The organism is Nocardia altamirensis NBRC 108246 (assembly GCF_001612685.1).
Classification (GTDB): domain Bacteria; phylum Actinomycetota; class Actinomycetes; order Mycobacteriales; family Mycobacteriaceae; genus Nocardia; species Nocardia altamirensis.
Genome location: NZ_BDAY01000050.1, coordinates 51,434 through 67,960 on the forward strand (window position 1 = coordinate 51,434; position 16,527 = coordinate 67,960).

Here is a 16,527-nt window from a genome sequence, read left to right on the forward strand (position 1 = left end):
CGCTGGGTGTGGTGATGCCATCTCCCGCCCGGGCCGTGCCGGGGCCACCGAGTGTGGACACCGCCCGGGTGCCGGCGGATACACCGCCGGGACCGGAGGGTAATGCCCGCCAGACCAAGGGTTGCGCCGGTGCGGGGGTGCTGGCCGACTCCGATCTGACCCAGCCCCCGCCCCCGGCACTGACCCTGCAACTGGCGGCCGCGCATCGACTCTCCACCGGCGCCGGGGTGTCGGTCGCGGTGATCGACACCGGGGTGCGCGCACAACCGCGGCTGGCCAATCTGGTCGGCGGCGGCGATTATGTCACCGCGGGCGGGGACGGTCTGAGCGATTGCGACGCGCACGGCACGCTGGTGGCGGGGATCATCGGTGCGGCGGCTTCACCGGCGGACGGATTCGTCGGGGTCGCCCCCGACGCCCAGATCATCTCCATCCGCCAGTCCTCGGATGCGTTTTCCGCCGACCTGCCCCCGGGCACCGATCCCAACGATCCCAACGCCGGGCGCGCGGCGATCGAACTACGCGCGCTGGCACGAGCGGTGGTGCACGCCGCGAACATGAACGCGCGGGTGATCAACATTTCGATCGCCTCCTGCCTGAACGCGGCCAGCGGTATCGATCAGGGCGAACTGGGTGCTGCGCTGTGGTACGCCGCGAGCGTGCACGACGCGGTCATCGTGGCCGCGGCCGGAAACACCTCGAGCGGGGGCGGGAACCCGGGCGGCTCCTCGTGCAGCCAGAACCCGCCCGAGAGCCCGGCGACACCGGACGATCCGCGCGGCTGGAGCCAGATCAAGACCATCTCCACACCGGCGAACTTCGCTCAGCACGTGGTGTCGGTGGGGTTCACCTCCCCGACCGGCACCCCCAGCCCGTACTCGCTGCGTGGCCCCTGGCTGGGCCTGGCAGCACCGGGCACGGCGATCGTGAGCCTGAACCCCTTGGGCGGCGACGGTGTCGTCAACGGCGTGGCTGGACCCAACAACGGCAGCGTCCCGGTCGCGGGGTCGAGCTACGCTGCGGCCTACGTCTCCGGGGCCGCGGCCTTGGTGCGGGCACGGTTCCCGCAGTTGAACGCCCGCCAGGTCATCGACCGGCTCACCCGCACCGCCCACGCCCCGGCGCGCGGTCTCGACAACACCGTCGGGGCCGGGCTGCTGGATCCGCTGGCCGCGCTGAGCGCCGATGTGCGCCTCGACGGTTCCGGAGTCGGACGTTTCGGCAGCAGCGCGCTGCCCCCGATCGCGGCGCCCCCGTCCCGTGATCGGTTGCCGCGGGTGATGGCGCTGGCCACAGCGGGTGGCGCGGTGATCCTGGGATGCGGGCTGCTGGGGTTGCCGGTGCTGCTACGGCGTCGAAAGCAGGCCCGATGACCACGACGCACAGCGTGATGACCACGACCGCCACCGCCGCCCGGGCGGTGGCCCGCAAGGGCCGCGCCTACCGGCATGCCACGACGCGGCGGTGGGAGCGCACCACCCTCGCGCTGCCCGCGCACACCGGCGATCTGGTGGTGCTGGCGCTCGGGCTGAGCCTGGTGGGAACTGTCGCGGTCACGGTGCGGCTGTGGTGGATCCCGGTCGTGGTGATGGCGGTGATGGTGCTGGCCGCGATCGTGCGTTTCGACGGATATCCCGTGTGGCGAATCGGGTTGGCGGTAGCGGGATTTCGGCGTCGGCGCCGACGCAGTGCCGAAGCGGCGCCCGCACCGGCTCCTGTCGATGTCGAGGTCAGTGGTGTGGGAATCGGGGTGCGCTGGGACCGCTCCGGGCTGGTGTCGATGATCGAAATCAGCCCCGCCGAACCGTTGACTCCGACCTGGGTGGATCCGGCGGGCCAGGCACGCCTCGAGGGCGGTACCGCCCTGGATCTGGCGATGCTGGCGCGGCTGCTGCGTTTCGGTGACGCCGTGGTCGGCATCGATGTGGTCGCCGCCGGTCATCCGCTGCCGCGCGGCACCGGTCACTACAGCAGCTATCGTCGCGCGCTGGAGGGTCTGCCGCTGGTCGCCGACCGCACCACGTGGCTGATCGTGCGCCTGGACCCGCTGGCCAATCTCGCCGCGCTGCGCGCTCGCGGGTCTGCGCGGCGCACGCTGGCCGCGGCGACCCTGCGCATTACGGCCCGGTTGTGCCAGTCCGGTGTGCCCGCGGCCGCGTTGTCGGCGCGCGAGCTCGCCACCTTGGAGCATTTCCTGGCTCCTCGGCGCTGCCAGGAACGGTGGGGTCATCTGCGGGCCGCGGGTGATCTTGTGCTGACGACTTTCGTCGCCGACCCTCACCAGCTCCAGGCCGACAGCGTTGACCGCTGGTGGTCGGTGACCTCGGCGGTGCATATCGCGACCACGGTGCGCCTGAGCGAGACCTCGGCCGGCCAGCGTCGGGTCGGTGCGCTCGCCCGCTATGTCACCACTCGCCCGCTGCGGCAACCGCCCGTGCCGGGACTGCTGAACGTGCCCGGCCACCAAGGCGAAGCGCTGGCGAGCGCGATGCCCGCAACCACGGTCACGGAGGTCCGGGCGCCGTCGGTGCCGCTGGACAGCGTGGAGCTGACCCGGATCCCGCTCGGCCCGTCAGGGCAGCTGATCGGGTTCACCGACGACGGGCACGCTCTGGCCCTGCCCTTGGTGACGCCCGCCTCGAACGCGGCGGTCACGGTCATCCAGGCGCGCGCGGGGCGGGCGCTGGCCGTGCAGCTGGTGCTGCGTGCGGTGGCCACCGGTGCACGGGTGGTCATCCACACCGAGGACCCGGACCGCTGGCGCGCTCTGGTCGCCGACAGCCACCAGCGGGCGTGGCTGGCCACCGAGGACGCCGGACGCCGGAGTCCGCAGATCGCGGTGTTCGATCGGCGCGATCGCCCGGCCGCAGACCGCACCTCGACCGCGTTGGTCCTGTGCGAGGCCGACGCCGAACCGGTCCCCGAGGCCGCGGTGCAGATCGTGCAGCCAGATCCCGATCCCGACAGCGATCGGTTCGAGCTGACCGTGGCCGGTCACAGCTACGGCCTGCACCTGCGGGTGGCCGCTGGCGAGCACCTGTATCTCTACGGGGCCAGCGCGGGCGATCCCGGCCCCACCACCGCAGACGGCCCGGACCTGCGCGAGAACCCCACCTCCGACGTCGAGGCGTCCGATCCGGGGCCCGAGACTGCCTCGGCGGATGCGCGCACCCCCGACGCACCGGTCGTCGAGGACGGCGCACCGGCGACTCCCCCGTGGCTGATGCCCGTGCTGGGTGAGCGCCGGGCGCTGCGCCAGATCCCGCGCGAGACGCTGGCGCGCCCTGGCGACGGTGGCGGTGTTGACGCTCGGCGTCCACATCCGAGCTCGTCGTTCGACCTCGACCGGGCTCGCCGCGACGCCGCCGACCGTGTCCGGCGCGAACAGGACGACACCGAACGTGATCGAGGAGACACGGGCACCTCACAGGACGGTCCACCAGGGGAATCACAGCAGGACCCTGAGACAGGTGCGCCAGGGCGCGGTATCTGAGTACCCGACCGGAGGTCGAATCCAATGTTGTGTGCGACCATCGATACCACGATGACCACGCCCGACCCCGCAACCCCGCTCGATCCAGGCTCCGACCTCATCCAAGGTGTGAATGGGTTGCCGAACGCCATTTCGCTGTTCTTCGCGAGCAAATTGCAATCCGTGCTGGACGCGCATTCTGTCGGCGACGGGGAACGCGCCCGGGCGATGTCGCCCTACACTTTGCACGCCATTATCTCCGATCAATTCCCCGCGGTGGCGGTGTCGAAAACCCACGTCTACCGTCTTCGGGAGGGCAAAGCGCTGCCCCGGCTGGACCTGATCCACGCGCTGGCCTCGATCTTCGAGATCACCCCGGCCTACTTCCTCGTCGAGGACCTGGATCTCGAGCACGCCAAAATGATTCGGCCCCACCATGTTCCGCCCGACTTCGATGCCAAGCTGCGTGCCTTGGTCGCCCGATATGAGGTGGTGTCGGACATCGCCGACACCAAACCGATGACCGGCTACCGACTGCATCAGATCATCATCCGCGAGTACCCCGACATCGCGGTGTCCAAGAGCCATATCTACCGGCTGATCAATGGAGAAACCCCGCCCGAGCGCCGCCCCTCGGCCGCGATTCCCCGCCTCGATCTGATCATGGCATTCGCCGAAATATTCGACGTGTCACCCGCGTATTTCGTCGACGACGAAATCAATATCTCTCGCTCGGTGGCGCGACGCCATCGTCGTGCCACGTGAGCCATCGAATCGGTGTGTCTGGCCCGGCCGAAGGCTTCGTTTGAGACATGGCGTCCGGAGTGATGGATCATGCGGCCCGCAGAGACCGATGGCGGGCGGGATCGCGCTAATCTGGTCGCACGAGTGGGATAACTGGAACATTTTCAGGTGAGCATATTGCGGTATTCGAGGTGCGCCGCGCGCGCATGCGGGATAACGGCGGCCGCGGCTGCCGTGGTGCTGCTGGCCGCGCCGGCCAATGCCCGCGCCGCGGTGGTGGGGCCCGGCACGGTGATCGTGCACGGCAACCACCAGTGCACGGTGGGGTTCACCGGGCTCGCGCACGGTAATCGGGCCTTGGCGTTCACGGCCGGCCATTGCCGTGATGACGCCGATCCTGAGGCGCCGGTGCTGGCCGGCGGGCGCCCGATCGGCTACTTCGCGGCCACCGTCGCCGAGGACGAGCACCGGGCCGGCCTCGGCGACGCGAGCGGGTTCGGCGTCATCGAACTGCGCCCGCAGGTCGCGGTGTCCTCGCGGAACACGAGCTTCGACCAGGTGCTGCAGGGACAGCACAGCGCCCGGGTCGGCGAGCCGATCTGTCATCTCGGTGCGCGCTCGGGGCTGGCCTGTGGCACCGTCACCGCGGTCACGCCGCGCCAGATCACCGCGGCGATGGATATCGCGCCCACCGATTCCGGTGGGCCGGCATTCCGGCCCACCGGCCGGCATTCCTTCCTGATCGTCGGCATCGTCGTCGCCGAGCTCGACGACGGTCACACTGCGGTGATGAACCCGATCGAGGCCTACCTCGACGATGTGCGCGCCGAGTACGGCAGCGCCTGGTCTCCGATCGCGACTCTGCCGAGCTGAGACCGCCGTCTCGGGCCGCCCGATCCGGCGTGCATCGGGCGCTATGAATCGCGGTGGCGTAACGAACCGGAATAGTTCGCGCGAATACGGCTTTCTCGCGTGCTGAATCCTTGCGACAAGATCGAAAATTCGGATAACCTGCACTTTGCACTCCCTGGGGAAACACGAGATATGCCGACCGTGATGCCCGTGTGACGACGCGTTCGTCCGGGCTGGTCACCACTGCCCGCAGGGCCCGCAGACCGGGGATAACAATGCACCGCTTCAGCTTTTGTGCCGTGCGAATTCCCCTCCGCTGCGCGCTCGTTCGAACAGTTTGCCGATAGAAGGAGGGGATCGGATGGCGATGAATCCGATGGGAAGTTATCGACGGCGCGCTTCCACGCGAGCGGCCCGGGCGCGACGGCGCCTGGCGGCGGCGCCGTCATCGGTGCGGTTGGGACTTTCCGACATCGCGCAGGTCCGGGGCACCGAGGCCGTGCTGGGCCGCATCGCCGAGCTGCACACCCGCGGGCTGCACGGCGCCGCGCTGTGCCTGGAACAGGAGCTCGATCATCCGCCCGCACCCGAGCCCGCCCTGGCCTATTCACGCCAGGTCAGGATGCTGGCCCAGGATCTGCTCGACGACCCGATGGACGCCTCGACCGCCAATGAGCTGATCGAACTGCTCGCCGGCCATCAGCACGATCCCGGCACCGACGGCCCACCGGCGCTGTGCAGCTGATCGCAACCGTGTAGCGCTTGGTGATCAGGGTTCGGTGCGAGCGGTCGTGCCCGCTTCCAGCGCCGCGACCCGCCGGCTCAGTTCGTGCAGGTCGGCCGCGAGCTGCTCCACCGTGGGTGGTTGCGGCGGCATCTGGGTTGCCCGCACGAATGTGCCGGACCCGGAAAGGGTTTCGATGAGCCCGACCTCGCGCAGTTTGGCATAACCGCGGTCGAGGGTGGCGATAGCGACGCCGAGGTCGGCGGCCAGCTCACGCTTGGACGGCATCTTCGCGCCGGCACCGCCGTAGGCGCCGGCGACGATGCGGGCGCCGAGCACCGCGACGACCATCTGTTCCTTAGTCTCGGGGCGGGCGGCCGCTGCGTTCACGGCCACCAGCCTAATGACCGGGGTGCCACAACCCCGGCTACGCCACGTAGCTACCTAGTTACCTTGAGTTAGCTAGTTGGCTGTGCTGTACTGGATGACCTGGGCACTTCACCGATTGCTACCGCGGTGATGACCCGACCCCACTACCCGGCGCCAGGAGCTGACCTTCCCCTCTTCCCCGCCCGCCGGAGACGACCCTCGGCAGCACGGGAGGCCCGAATGCACCACCGGCGACCACGCTCTCGGCCCGGCTCCGGCCCGCTCAGGTGCCACCTGGCGACACCGCCGGTTCGGCCGCGTGCCGGTCACGACGCGCTACGTCGATCCACGGTGCCGCCCTGAGCTGGGTTTCCGAAATTTTTCTGCGCGCAGGTGACGGAATCGGTGTTTTCGCGCGCCTATATCTCTAGTAGAGCGATGAGTTTCCGCCGAGGGCCTTGGGGCCGTCCGACGGAGAAGGAGACCACCCAGCCAACAGAGGAAGGACCCCGGCGGATGCGACCCGACCGGGGCCCGATTTCCTCGCAACCCGTAGAGGAGCCAGGGAATGTCCATCGTACCTGGAACACATCATCAGCAGCCACGGACCGCCCCGAGCGTGTTCGACACAATTCTGCTGCGCGACAATGCAATCGACTCTCATGCCCGCGTGGCCACGCTGGCCTACGCGATGTCACTGGAAGCCGAGGCCGCGCGCTTGCGCGCTGGCGCCGGTAACGGCGCGAGCCCGCAGATCGCCTACCTGATGTGGCGTGCACGGATCCTGCGCAGCAATACCCGCCTCGAGGACACGCTGGCGCTGGCGTCGTTGCTGGATCTGGCCACCGAGTCCGCCCAGGCACGGCAGTTGGCGTGCCCGCCGGTGATCGCGAGCCGGTCATGATCGGGCGCAAGCTACAGCTGATCAGCGTATCCATGGACGCTGTCGGGTCGACGGGCTACCAGTTCGATCCCGAGATCGACTGGCAGGCGAAGGCGCTGTGCTCCCAGACCGATCCCGAGGCGTTCTTTCCGGAGAAGGGTGGCTCGACCCGGGAAGCCAAACGCGTCTGCATGGGTTGCGAGGTCCGCGACGACTGCCTGGACTACGCGCTCAAACACAACGAACGCTTCGGCATCTGGGGCGGGTTGTCCGAGCGCGAGCGCCGTCAGCTGATCAAATCCACCAAGGCCCCGCGCGTCGTCGATCCCGCCGATGCCCCGCCGCCCGTGCTGGACCCTGCGACCGACCAGCCACCGGCCACGCCCTCACACAAGCAGGCGTCGTGAACACCGTGCTGGCCTGGCTGGCCCGGGCGCTGCAGAAACGCTGGTCGGATCGACTGTCCTCCCCCGCGGCGGTGCCCCGGCACAGTTCGCGGCCCGCCGACGCGATCGTGTTCACCGCGGCCACTGCCGCCGGAGCCGCGCTGGCCATCATCACCACCCTCGCGGCCCGTGTACGAACTACTCGCCCGGACCGGTCCCCGACCGTCGGAGGTCCAGCACGAGGCGGTGAGTCGTCATGAAAGCCATTCTGATGCAACATGATCCAGAGCCCGAACGGGTCGAGCCGCATCCGTGGCGCCCCCACAGCCGCGCAGCGGCCCTCGCCCAGGTGTTGATGGTGGTGCTGATCGCGGTGTACTTCGTGCTGTGCTGGTCGGGAGCCCAGCCATGAGCCCGGGGCCGCATGTGGCCCGCGGCAGCGGCGGCTGTCTCGGTTCGCTCGTCTGGCCGATACTCCGGCGCCGCGTCGGCGACGCCGGTCAACGACGACGCCGCCGCGGTCACCGGCTGCGGATCCAGGACCGCGGTGGCGTCGTTGCCTCCCTCGCCGAGCGTGGCGAGTGTTCCCGAGGCGACCTCGCATGAGCGGGCTGTGTCCCCGCTGCTGGACCGAGGGGATCCTGGCTCCCGAGCACCAGCACGACCAGAGCCGCTACTTCTGGTGCCCGATCGCCAATCGGGCGGTGATCCTCGGCGTCACCGCGATCCGGCTGACCCGCCCGTGCCGCCTGGTGCTCGTCTCTGCCCGCCCACACACCGCATGCTTGCGCACACGTCACACCCGGCCCAGGCCAACGGCATTCGAACGAGACACCCTCGACCGCGTCGGGCACCGCGTCCTGGGCGCCGGGTGCGTGGTCGGTAGCGAATTCGACCCCGCGCGAGCAGATCACACCGCTCGGCTCCGGCTCGTTCCGGTGCGCTGGCCCGGTGACCCGACGGAATGGCTGATCAACCGGCCACTACCGGTACCGGGCCAGACCACGACCAGCGAGCACGTGTGGTGGGCGCGGCTCTCGCGCCGCGACATCGCCGGGGGCCTCACCGGCTCCTGACCACTCAATCCATCTATCCGGTGCCGCCCTGCTCCTCTTTGCCGCACCGGATCCGTCTACCTCATCGACCGAATCGGCCCATCTGCGAGATGGTCTCGGTTCAGAAGGAGGGATCACCATGTCCCGCAACCTCGTTCGCGCTCTCGTCCGGCACCCCGACGCACCCGCGCAGCAGTGGCGCCCCGAGGGCACCGCGGCCAACACCTGGGTGGCGCCGTGGTCGCACCAGACCATCACCCACCTCGACCGCACCGTGCACGCGGCGGGCTGGGACAGCCTGCTCATCGACCCCGACTGCATCGACGGCCGCGCCGACATCGACGATCTGATCGCCTTCCACTACCAGCTGGTGCGTGAACGCTACGACCGTGCGCTGCAATTGGGCCGGCCGATCCACTACGGCCGCCGCGTGCTGCTCATGCTCGGCGCGCTGCCCCACACCAGTCCGCGCATGCACCAGCTCGGGGTGATCGCCTGCCACGGCGCACCCGCCGGAATCCACCTTGGGGTGGACCGCCAACTGCACGAGCACACCTCGACGGTGTTTCACCGCTACATCACCAGCATGTACACCGGCGCCTCGACACGATCGGTGCGGGCATCATGAGGACCTCACGGGCACCGTTCGCCGTGCAGGTCCTGCGCGACACCGCCGATGAGGTCGCCCGCGATCATGCGGCGGCACCGGCCGAACAGATCGCGGTCGTGGCACTGGCGCTGCGCGGGCTCCTCGACGCCTTACTCACCCAGCTCGACGACGGCCGGATCACCTCAGCACAGCTGATGGAGCTCATCGACCGATCCCTGGAAGACGAGCTCCCGGCCCAACGCTCGGCAGCGCACCACATTTCACCGCTCGACCACGTCGTACCCGAGAGCGCATCAAAGTGACTGCCGGGCAACAGTTTCCCTCTCCCCGGGCCGCCGTTGGGCCGGGTCAGAGGCCCGCAACGATGTCGCCGCGCCCGGAATTGCCGATCTTGAGACGGCGTGTCGATCAGTTTTTGAAAATGCCTCGAGGCAGGCTATCGAACCATGGCAGCACACTTGCGTGGATTAGGTGGCAGGCCACCCAGACAAGACGGCCCGAAGTTCCGCACCGTCGGAGCCAACATCCCCGGGACGCTGGCGCGGGCCCTGGGCACGCCAGCCAACAAGACCGCCCGCTACATCGCCCTGCTCGACGAAGGCCTGGCCGACGCCCAGCGGTTCCCCGATCTACGTGTCCTGCGCGTCACCCGGGGAGACCAGAAGGGCTTCCAGGTGATCGATCCCGTTGCGCCCGAGGTGAACTACTTGTACTCGGGCCCAGCGAAATACATTTCTGCCGGACTGGCGATCAGCCAGGCCGAGCGCGTACTCGAGCCCTGCTTTCGCGACGGTCGCCCGGTGCCGGGCATGCCGATCACCATCCGGCTCATCGAGCTGTTCCATCGCGGCTTGCGCAGCTTCGGCGAGCTGGATCCGGCGGTGTTCCCCAAGGACATCGATCTCGACTTGGAACTCGGCCTCGGACTGGAGGCCACCGGCACGATCTGAGCTGGGCCACACCAACCCATAACGCGCGAAAACCCCCGCCCGCCGGCCAAAGCAAGGGGGGTTTGCGCCACACAGACCGCCTCATCCACATTCCGGAGGAGCCCTATGGACCGCCACCTGACGCGGGAGCCTGTATGCAGCTTCCGATTGTAGGACAGAAGATCAAGATTTCGGCAGCATCGCGGCCTGGACACGATCATGTCGGCTCGCGGATGCGCTCGATGATCGACCTGACCTGGACTTCGACGCGCCGCGACGCATTCACCGCCGCGCCGGTCCACTCCTGCCTCGGCACCGGATGTGACAGCGCCGCCCTCGGCCATCACAACCCCGCCAGTACTCGCGGCCACGCGCCGCGCACCCTGCTTCACGCCGATCCGATTCGGCGTCCCCGACCCCGGAAGGAGGCTGTGGCACCGCGCTGAAATACCCCTGGCGCCCGACACCTAAATCCATAACCGCGCAGCACGCGGGCAGCACGAAATCCCCTGCCAGACAAGGGATTCGATGCTGAGGGGCTGACCACCCCTCGGATGCTGACTTCCGGAATCGAGGACCAGTCGATCCCGGGTGCTGCTGACCTCAAATGAGGAGTGCGATCGTGAACCGCAGCTCCCAGGGTAACCCATGCCCTTCGGACGGCTCTACCACCAAACCGCCCTCACGCCGGCGCGAACCCGCATCGGCCTACACCCGATCCCGCAATGCCGCAGCGCGCCAGCGCAAACGGCCCTCACGGCCCCGCAGCGGGCCGCGCGCACGCATCCGCTTCAGCGATGCCGACCTGCTACGTTCGCGGGTCCAGCAGGCCGCTGCGGCGCTGAAATTGCGCGGTGCCCGCAAACACGTCCTCGCCGCCGCACTTGAGCTGTTATGCGGGTGGTCTCGCCTCAGCGACGACCAGGTCCGCATCCAGCAACTGATCCGCCTGTGCGAGATCGCCCACGACCCCAAGACCGTCGGACGCGCCCTGGCTTCCCTGCACCGCGACGAACTGATCACCTACACCCCGGCCCGCGGCCGCGGCGCCTGCGCGACCCTGGCCATCCACCCACGATTCCTCGACGAAATCACCGAGCTCGAGCGCGACGAATCCGGGCGGGTGATCACCTTTTCCGACGCGGCCCCTATATCTCTTTCCAAGAAAAACCCCCAAACCCCCCATCGGCTGCGTGACCGGATCGGTCGACCGATTGGGGTAGCGATCAACCCCGCCGACGTCGCACACGTGCTCTCCAACACCCCCGAGATCTACCGCGACATGCCTTGCCTGCTCCGCGGTCGCCTACGCGCCGAAATACGCCGCTGCCTCGGCCGCGGATACTGCCCCCAGCAGATCCTCGCCATCCTGGCCGCCCCGGTCCCCGCCGAGGTCAAAGCCCCTTTCAAACTCGCCCAGTACCGGCTGCGCCAGAACATGGTCGGCGCGGGCCCGCGCCTTCGGCCACTGCAACGAGCCTGGGATCGCGCCCATCAGGCCGCCGTCACCGCCCGTGATCGCAGCCTGCGGGAGCGCAAGACCGACGAGCTGGTCGAGGCCACCACCGCCTCGATCCGTGCCCGGATGTTGCACACCCTGCTGGCCCTGCTTCCCGGCCAGCCCTTCGCCGACGAAACACGCGCCCTCGTGCACGCCGCCCGCATGGCCTGCCGCGAGTTCCCCGGCCACGGCCTGCGACCCGCGATCCAGCGCTGGCTCCACGCCCATCCCGCCCCCACGGCCACTCCCCCACCGGCCACCACCGCCGAGGGCACGTGCCTGTTCTGCCACGCCGAGGACGCCCCGATGCGTCCAGAGCTTCCCATCGCGGCGGCGGTCTGCGAGCCGTGCTGGAGCGCCGAGATGTCCGATCACCCACTGCCCGAGGAGGTCCTGCTCTGATGACCGTCACCGTCTACACCAAACCCGCATGCGTCCAATGCGAGGCCACCTACAAAGCGCTGGCCAAAGCCGGGGTCGACTACCAGGTCATCGACCTGGCCACCGACACCGAAGCCCACACCCAACGAGGCTGGGCCGCCTACCTCGCCGCCCGACACAAGGAGGACCCGTGACCCCACCGAATATCACCAGCCCGAATATTGCCCCTCCGCCGGTCCCCCGCGCCACGACTGACTCCCGAACCGCCATTCCGCAGGAATGACATGGAGCCCGAACTCACTGTGCCGCAATCAGGTTCGGACACCCTGACCGGTTCGCCTGTGCTTCCGCCGATGATCCTGCACCGGCCGCCAGGTCAGCTGTAGCCCCGACGACGACACCCCCGTAAGCCGTCGACCACCCCCAACGAAAGGCACCCGTGTCGAACACCGCCAGTTTCGCCGCCATCACCCACCTGCCGGTCATCCGGCCGCCCGAGGAGCCCGATTGATGCCCAGAAAACCCGAAATCCCCTTCGACAAGACCCTGGCCCAGCGGGCCGCCACCGTAGCTGGATGGCCCGGTGTCGCGCTGGCCCGCATCCACCTCAACGATCACCCGGTCTACCCGATCATCGACGCGCTGCACGCCGACTGGGACCATCGCATCGCCCGCTGGCAGCGACCCGAACTCGACCGCTTCACCCTCGATCTGTGGGAAGCGATCCCCGAACTCGGAGTCCCACCCACACCGCTGCGGATCATCGGATTAATCTGCGCCGCAACATCGTTCACCGATGCACTGCGCGCGCTGCCCGCCCTCGATCAGCTCGGGCCCACCCTGTTGCTGCACCGAGGTCCGCGTGGCCCGCGTGAGTCGGCGATGCGACGAGCCAGCGCAGCACGCGCGGGCGTGGTCTGGGCACGACCCGACCACACGCTCACGGCCCTGCTCGACCACCGCCACCAGCGAACACGACGCACCGTCACCGACCGCTACCTGGAAGAACTGCTGTTCGGTCATGCCCTCGCCTACACCGGCCCAACAGCGCGTGACACGGTCGATCACCGCAGCGAGCTACCCCGGCGAGATATCCGATGACGGCCGTCGAGAAAAGGGCCTCGGCACCGGCCAGCGGGGATTTCGGCCGCCAGCCACCCCACGATCTCGTGGCCGAGCAGTCGGTACTCGGCGGCATGATGCTGAGCAAGGACGCGATCGCCGACGTCGTCGAGATCGCCGGGCCCTCCGACTTCTACAAACCCGCCCACCAGACGATCTACGACACCATCCTGGATCTGTACGCCCGGGGCGAGCCGGCCGACCCGGTCACTGTGGCTGGAAGCCTGGTCCGGCGTGGTGAACTCAAGCGCATCGGCGACGCCCCGTACCTGGTCACCCTGACACAAACGGTGCCGACCGCCGCCAACGCCAACTACTACGCCGAGATCGTCAAGGAAAAGGCCACTCTGCGGCGGCTCATCGAAGCCGGCACCCGCATTGTCCAGTACGGCTACGCCGCCGAGGATCAGGACGTCGACGAAATCGTCGACCGTGCCCAGGCCGAGATCTACGACGTCACCGAACGCCGCAGCAGCGACGACATACTCCCCCTCGCCGATCTGCTGCAACCGACCCTCACCGAACTCGATGCCATCGCGGCCGGAGGCGGGGTCGGTGGCGTGCCCACCGGGTTCACCGAGCTCGACGCCATCACCAACGGCTTCCACCCTGGTCAGCTGATCATCATCGCGGCCAGACCTGGCCATGGCAAGAGCACTCTGGCAATGGACGTCATGCGTAGCTGCTCGATCAAACACGGCCTCGCCAACGTGATCTTCTCGCTGGAAATGAGCCGCAGCGAGATCGTCATGCGCCTGCTCTCCGCTGAAGCCAAGGTGAAGCTGGCCGACATGCGGGCCGGGCGGATGAGCGATGCCGACTGGACCCGTCTGGCGACCCGCATGGCCGAGATTGGCGACGCGCCACTGTATGTCGACGACTCACCGAATATGACGATGATGGAGATCCGGGCCAAGGCGCGACGACTACGCCAGCGCCATGACCTCAACCTTGTCGTCGTCGACTACCTACAGCTCATGACCTCGGGCAAACGGACCGAGAACCGAGAACAGGAAGTCGCCGAGTTCTCCCGCAACCTCAAACTCCTCGCGAAAGAACTCGACGTACCGGTCATCGCCGTCTCCCAGCTCAACCGCGGCCCCGAGCAACGAGCAGACAAACGACCGATGGTGTCCGACCTGCGCGAAAGCGGCGGAATCGAACAAGACGGCGACATGGTCATCCTGCTCCACCGCCCCGACGCCTACGACCGCGACGACCCCCGGGGCGGCGAAGCAGATCTAATCCTAGGCAAACATAGAAACGGACCGACAGGTACGATTACTTTAGCCCATCAACTCCACCTCAGCAGGTTCGTGGACCGTGCACGTGGCTAGCCCAAGAGGTGAGGCGGTAGCAGCAACTAACTGCCCCCAACTACGTCCAATAACGTCACTGTGACGAAACATTTCCCCAGCTCAGAGCTTTATTCCGGAAGATCGAGCCAAGTAGTCAATATAGATGGATTTGCAGATTCGTTGATTGATCAGTAGGTGCAACATTAAGTGTATAGAGCAACAATGTCCTGTGCTCATAGCACAGTTGACTCATCGTCTCAGCGCCTCACTTGCTGCAGCGTCTACTACACTACCTCAAGGCTGGTTGCCAGCTGAGTAATAATATTGGCCTACGTCGATGTCTAGCCATGAGCAGCTGGCTCAATCTATCGGATTGTAGGCACATAGGGTATCTGATCGACATAGCTATCAGTGTCATTGCAGATTTGCTTCGTCGTGTTCAAAGTGACCGATGCAGTGGTTGAGCAAACAGTAACCCGGACAGCATGTGGCACAACGTATGCATAGACTTATTACCAATCACATTGATGAATGTGCTTAGACGTGAGTCACCAGGTTTACAGAATCGCACAACCATCGACTGACAAATACATTGCCAACTTAGCATCCGTCCATAGCTGTCCAATGGTAAGGCCCTCAGTATCTCTATCGGTCGGCGACCTAGTCGAGCACACCGTGCGCGTACACATCGTGAGAACCATACGTGCACTCGCTGCGTCCTTAGCAGCCGCATGAGTGACTGTCCTAGTGGCACTGTGAGCGGCACACGCATCGGCTAGCTTAGTGAATTCGCTAGTGGCGTCTTTAGTGGTGGTGTTAGTGATGGTGTTAGTGGTGGTGTTAGTGGTGCAGCTAGTGTCACGACCAACTGTGACCTGTGCATATGCAGCGGTCGCGCCACCCGTAGGTGACTCGATTGTTGACGTAGTGGTGCCCACCGCCAACGCTTGTGCTGAGAGCTTCAGGCAGCGGCTTACTGCGTCGTCCATGTCCTTAGCAGCGTGTATATAGACGGATGCGGGGGCTGCCTGCACTGTTGCCCGATGGATGTACTTGGCATCACATCCATCAGTTGCATCGGTGGCTACGCACAGTGTTGTCCAAACAGTGCCTTGCCGTGCCATGCCGAATGTTGCTCGATCGGTGTCACGCGCTACACTCAGCTCACTACAGGCACCAGCACAGCGACAAGCATCGTGGTCGACGTGAGGAGTCATGTACGAGCACCCGACCTTCCGCTCTCGTTTTGCCTGGTAAGGAGCAATTGTGACAGAGCAGAGCCTAGCCGACGAGTGCACCATCTGCACCGGCCTGAGTGGCAAAGGTGGCGCGTCAAAGAGCTTCATGAAGTGGCTCCTCGCCAGCGCGGCCTCCACCGAAGACATACCGACACTGCTGATAGATCTCGATCCCGAAGCGAACATGACTCAGGGACTGAGCCAGTCATTGCCGCACCTCATGAGCGCGCCTGGCATCGGCGACGCGCTGATGGAGGCGGGCGCATTGTGGGCTCAAGACGGCGACGACTATGACATCGCCAAGGGAGCAGCCAAGCTCGTGGAGGTCATTACTCCGTCGACGCTTCCTGGCGTCGACTTCATACCTGCCGGCAAGCAATTGCAGGCGGTTGGAGCTGGCCAGCTTCGAGGAAGTGACTGGGGTCGGCTTCTGAGCAACCTGATTGACGCCGCTGGTTTTCGCGAACGCTATCGCCTGATCCTCATCGACACGGCTGGGCGGCGAGGGCACCTCGTCACACTGGCCATGTACGCGAGTGACGTCGCCTTCTCCCCGATCAACGGGCTGTCCCAAGCAGTGAAGAAGGCGATTGAGGCCAGGGCACGTGTTGAGGCGATTCAAAAGGCCCATCCCTTGCGGTGGGCTGGAGTGGTACTGACAGGCATCGATGTCACTCGCAATACGGCGGTCAATCATCTCATCCGTCAAGACGCTGCCGAAGCGTTCGGAGCGGAACTGCATCCCGAGGATGGGACCTTCGTGGAGTGGGGGCAAGTCATCCAGGAAATCCCCTATCGGCCAGCGCTGTTACACCAAGTCTTTGAACTTAAAGAGCGATTGTCCGACCAGCCCGGTGCGCAGGCTCGCGATCTCAGCAAGATGATGAGCGACATCCTGCACAAGCACATCCTGACCTCGGCCGGCCGCGAGCACCGCGTCTAAAGCCTGAACCACGAGAAACG

The 16,527-nt window shown here is 66.7% G+C and carries 17 protein-coding genes and 2 pseudogenes; 18 read left to right on the plus strand and 1 reads right to left on the minus strand.

The genetic code is table 11. The annotated features are described in order from the left end of the window. Positions 1–14 precede the first annotated feature (14 nt). The 5 genes from mycP to NA11_RS25530 all read left to right on the plus strand — a co-directional run bounded on the left by mycP (position 15) and on the right by NA11_RS25530 (position 5,813). Positions 15–1,373, plus strand: coding sequence for a type VII secretion-associated serine protease mycosin (mycP, locus tag NA11_RS25510; protein WP_141717846.1), 1,359 nt, complete (start codon positions 15–17; stop codon positions 1,371–1,373). Continuing rightward, positions 1,370–3,493: a type VII secretion protein EccE gene (gene eccE / locus NA11_RS25515; protein WP_069164530.1), complete on the plus strand. Its 2,124-nt coding sequence runs from the start codon at positions 1,370–1,372 to the stop codon at positions 3,491–3,493. Before mycP ends, eccE begins: the two co-directional genes overlap by 4 nt. Positions 3,494–3,544: 51 nt before the next feature. Continuing rightward, positions 3,545–4,237 (plus strand): helix-turn-helix transcriptional regulator, encoded by a 693-nt coding sequence (locus tag NA11_RS25520; RefSeq protein ID WP_141717829.1) that lies wholly within the window; start codon positions 3,545–3,547, stop codon positions 4,235–4,237. A gap of 147 nt (positions 4,238–4,384) precedes the next feature. Beyond that, positions 4,385–5,089: a chymotrypsin family serine protease gene (locus NA11_RS25525; RefSeq protein WP_141717830.1), complete on the plus strand. Its 705-nt coding sequence runs from the start codon at positions 4,385–4,387 to the stop codon at positions 5,087–5,089. 340 nt (positions 5,090–5,429) lie between these two features. After that, positions 5,430–5,813: a hypothetical protein gene (locus NA11_RS25530; RefSeq protein WP_141717831.1), complete on the plus strand. Its 384-nt coding sequence runs from the start codon at positions 5,430–5,432 to the stop codon at positions 5,811–5,813. Between the two features lie 24 nt (positions 5,814–5,837). Here the strand turns inward: NA11_RS25530 and NA11_RS25535 are convergent, their stop codons facing one another. Then, positions 5,838–6,182 (minus strand): GntR family transcriptional regulator, encoded by a 345-nt coding sequence (locus tag NA11_RS25535; RefSeq protein WP_141717832.1) that lies wholly within the window; start codon positions 6,180–6,182, stop codon positions 5,838–5,840. Positions 6,183–6,729: 547 nt separating this feature from the next. On the opposite strand from NA11_RS25535, the gene NA11_RS25540 reads away from it, so the two are divergent. The 13 genes and pseudogenes from NA11_RS25540 to NA11_RS25595 all read left to right on the plus strand — a co-directional run bounded on the left by NA11_RS25540 (position 6,730) and on the right by NA11_RS25595 (position 16,507). Continuing rightward, positions 6,730–7,065 carry a hypothetical protein gene (locus NA11_RS25540; protein WP_069164535.1) on the plus strand — a complete coding sequence of 112 codons (336 nt, stop codon included), beginning with the start codon at positions 6,730–6,732 and terminating at the stop codon, positions 7,063–7,065. Positions 7,066–7,097: 32 nt separating this feature from the next. After that, a pseudogene (locus NA11_RS25545) lies at positions 7,098–7,337 on the plus strand (WhiB family transcriptional regulator); the annotation flags it as partial. A gap of 110 nt (positions 7,338–7,447) precedes the next feature. Continuing rightward, positions 7,448–7,690, plus strand: coding sequence for a hypothetical protein (locus NA11_RS25550; protein WP_069164536.1), 243 nt, complete (start codon positions 7,448–7,450; stop codon positions 7,688–7,690). Beyond that, a complete protein-coding gene (locus NA11_RS45815; RefSeq protein ID WP_167837728.1) occupies positions 7,687–7,842 on the plus strand; it encodes a hypothetical protein in 156 nt (51 codons plus the stop codon). The genes NA11_RS25550 and NA11_RS45815 overlap by 4 nt, the downstream gene beginning before the upstream one ends. Before the next feature lie 190 nt (positions 7,843–8,032). Beyond that, positions 8,033–8,506, plus strand: coding sequence for a hypothetical protein (locus NA11_RS25555; protein WP_069164537.1), 474 nt, complete (start codon positions 8,033–8,035; stop codon positions 8,504–8,506). A 118-nt stretch (positions 8,507–8,624) separates the two neighbouring features. Continuing rightward, positions 8,625–9,113, plus strand: coding sequence for a hypothetical protein (locus tag NA11_RS45820; protein ID WP_069164538.1), 489 nt, complete (start codon positions 8,625–8,627; stop codon positions 9,111–9,113). Beyond that, positions 9,110–9,397: a hypothetical protein gene (locus tag NA11_RS25565; protein ID WP_069164539.1), complete on the plus strand. Its 288-nt coding sequence runs from the start codon at positions 9,110–9,112 to the stop codon at positions 9,395–9,397. The genes NA11_RS45820 and NA11_RS25565 overlap by 4 nt, the downstream gene beginning before the upstream one ends. Before the next feature lie 144 nt (positions 9,398–9,541). Further along, on the plus strand, positions 9,542–10,045 hold the full coding sequence (locus NA11_RS25570) for a hypothetical protein (RefSeq protein WP_069164540.1): 504 nt from the start codon (positions 9,542–9,544) through the stop codon (positions 10,043–10,045). Between the two features lie 601 nt (positions 10,046–10,646). After that, on the plus strand, positions 10,647–11,927 hold the full coding sequence (locus tag NA11_RS25580; protein ID WP_141717834.1) for a hypothetical protein: 1,281 nt from the start codon (positions 10,647–10,649) through the stop codon (positions 11,925–11,927). Next, positions 11,927–12,023: pseudogene (locus tag NA11_RS44135) on the plus strand (glutaredoxin domain-containing protein); the annotation flags it as partial. The gene NA11_RS25580 and the pseudogene NA11_RS44135, both read left to right, overlap by 1 nt. Before the next feature lie 393 nt (positions 12,024–12,416). Next, on the plus strand, positions 12,417–13,007 hold the full coding sequence (locus NA11_RS25585; protein WP_069164542.1) for a hypothetical protein: 591 nt from the start codon (positions 12,417–12,419) through the stop codon (positions 13,005–13,007). Further along, the gene (gene dnaB, locus NA11_RS25590) at positions 13,004–14,365 is read left to right on the plus strand and encodes a replicative DNA helicase (RefSeq protein ID WP_069164543.1); all 1,362 of its coding nucleotides are present in this window, start codon (positions 13,004–13,006) and stop codon (positions 14,363–14,365) included. The genes NA11_RS25585 and dnaB overlap by 4 nt, the downstream gene beginning before the upstream one ends. Before the next feature lie 1,227 nt (positions 14,366–15,592). Further along, positions 15,593–16,507, plus strand: coding sequence for a ParA family protein (locus NA11_RS25595; protein WP_069164544.1), 915 nt, complete (start codon positions 15,593–15,595; stop codon positions 16,505–16,507). Positions 16,508–16,527: the final 20 nt, after the last annotated feature.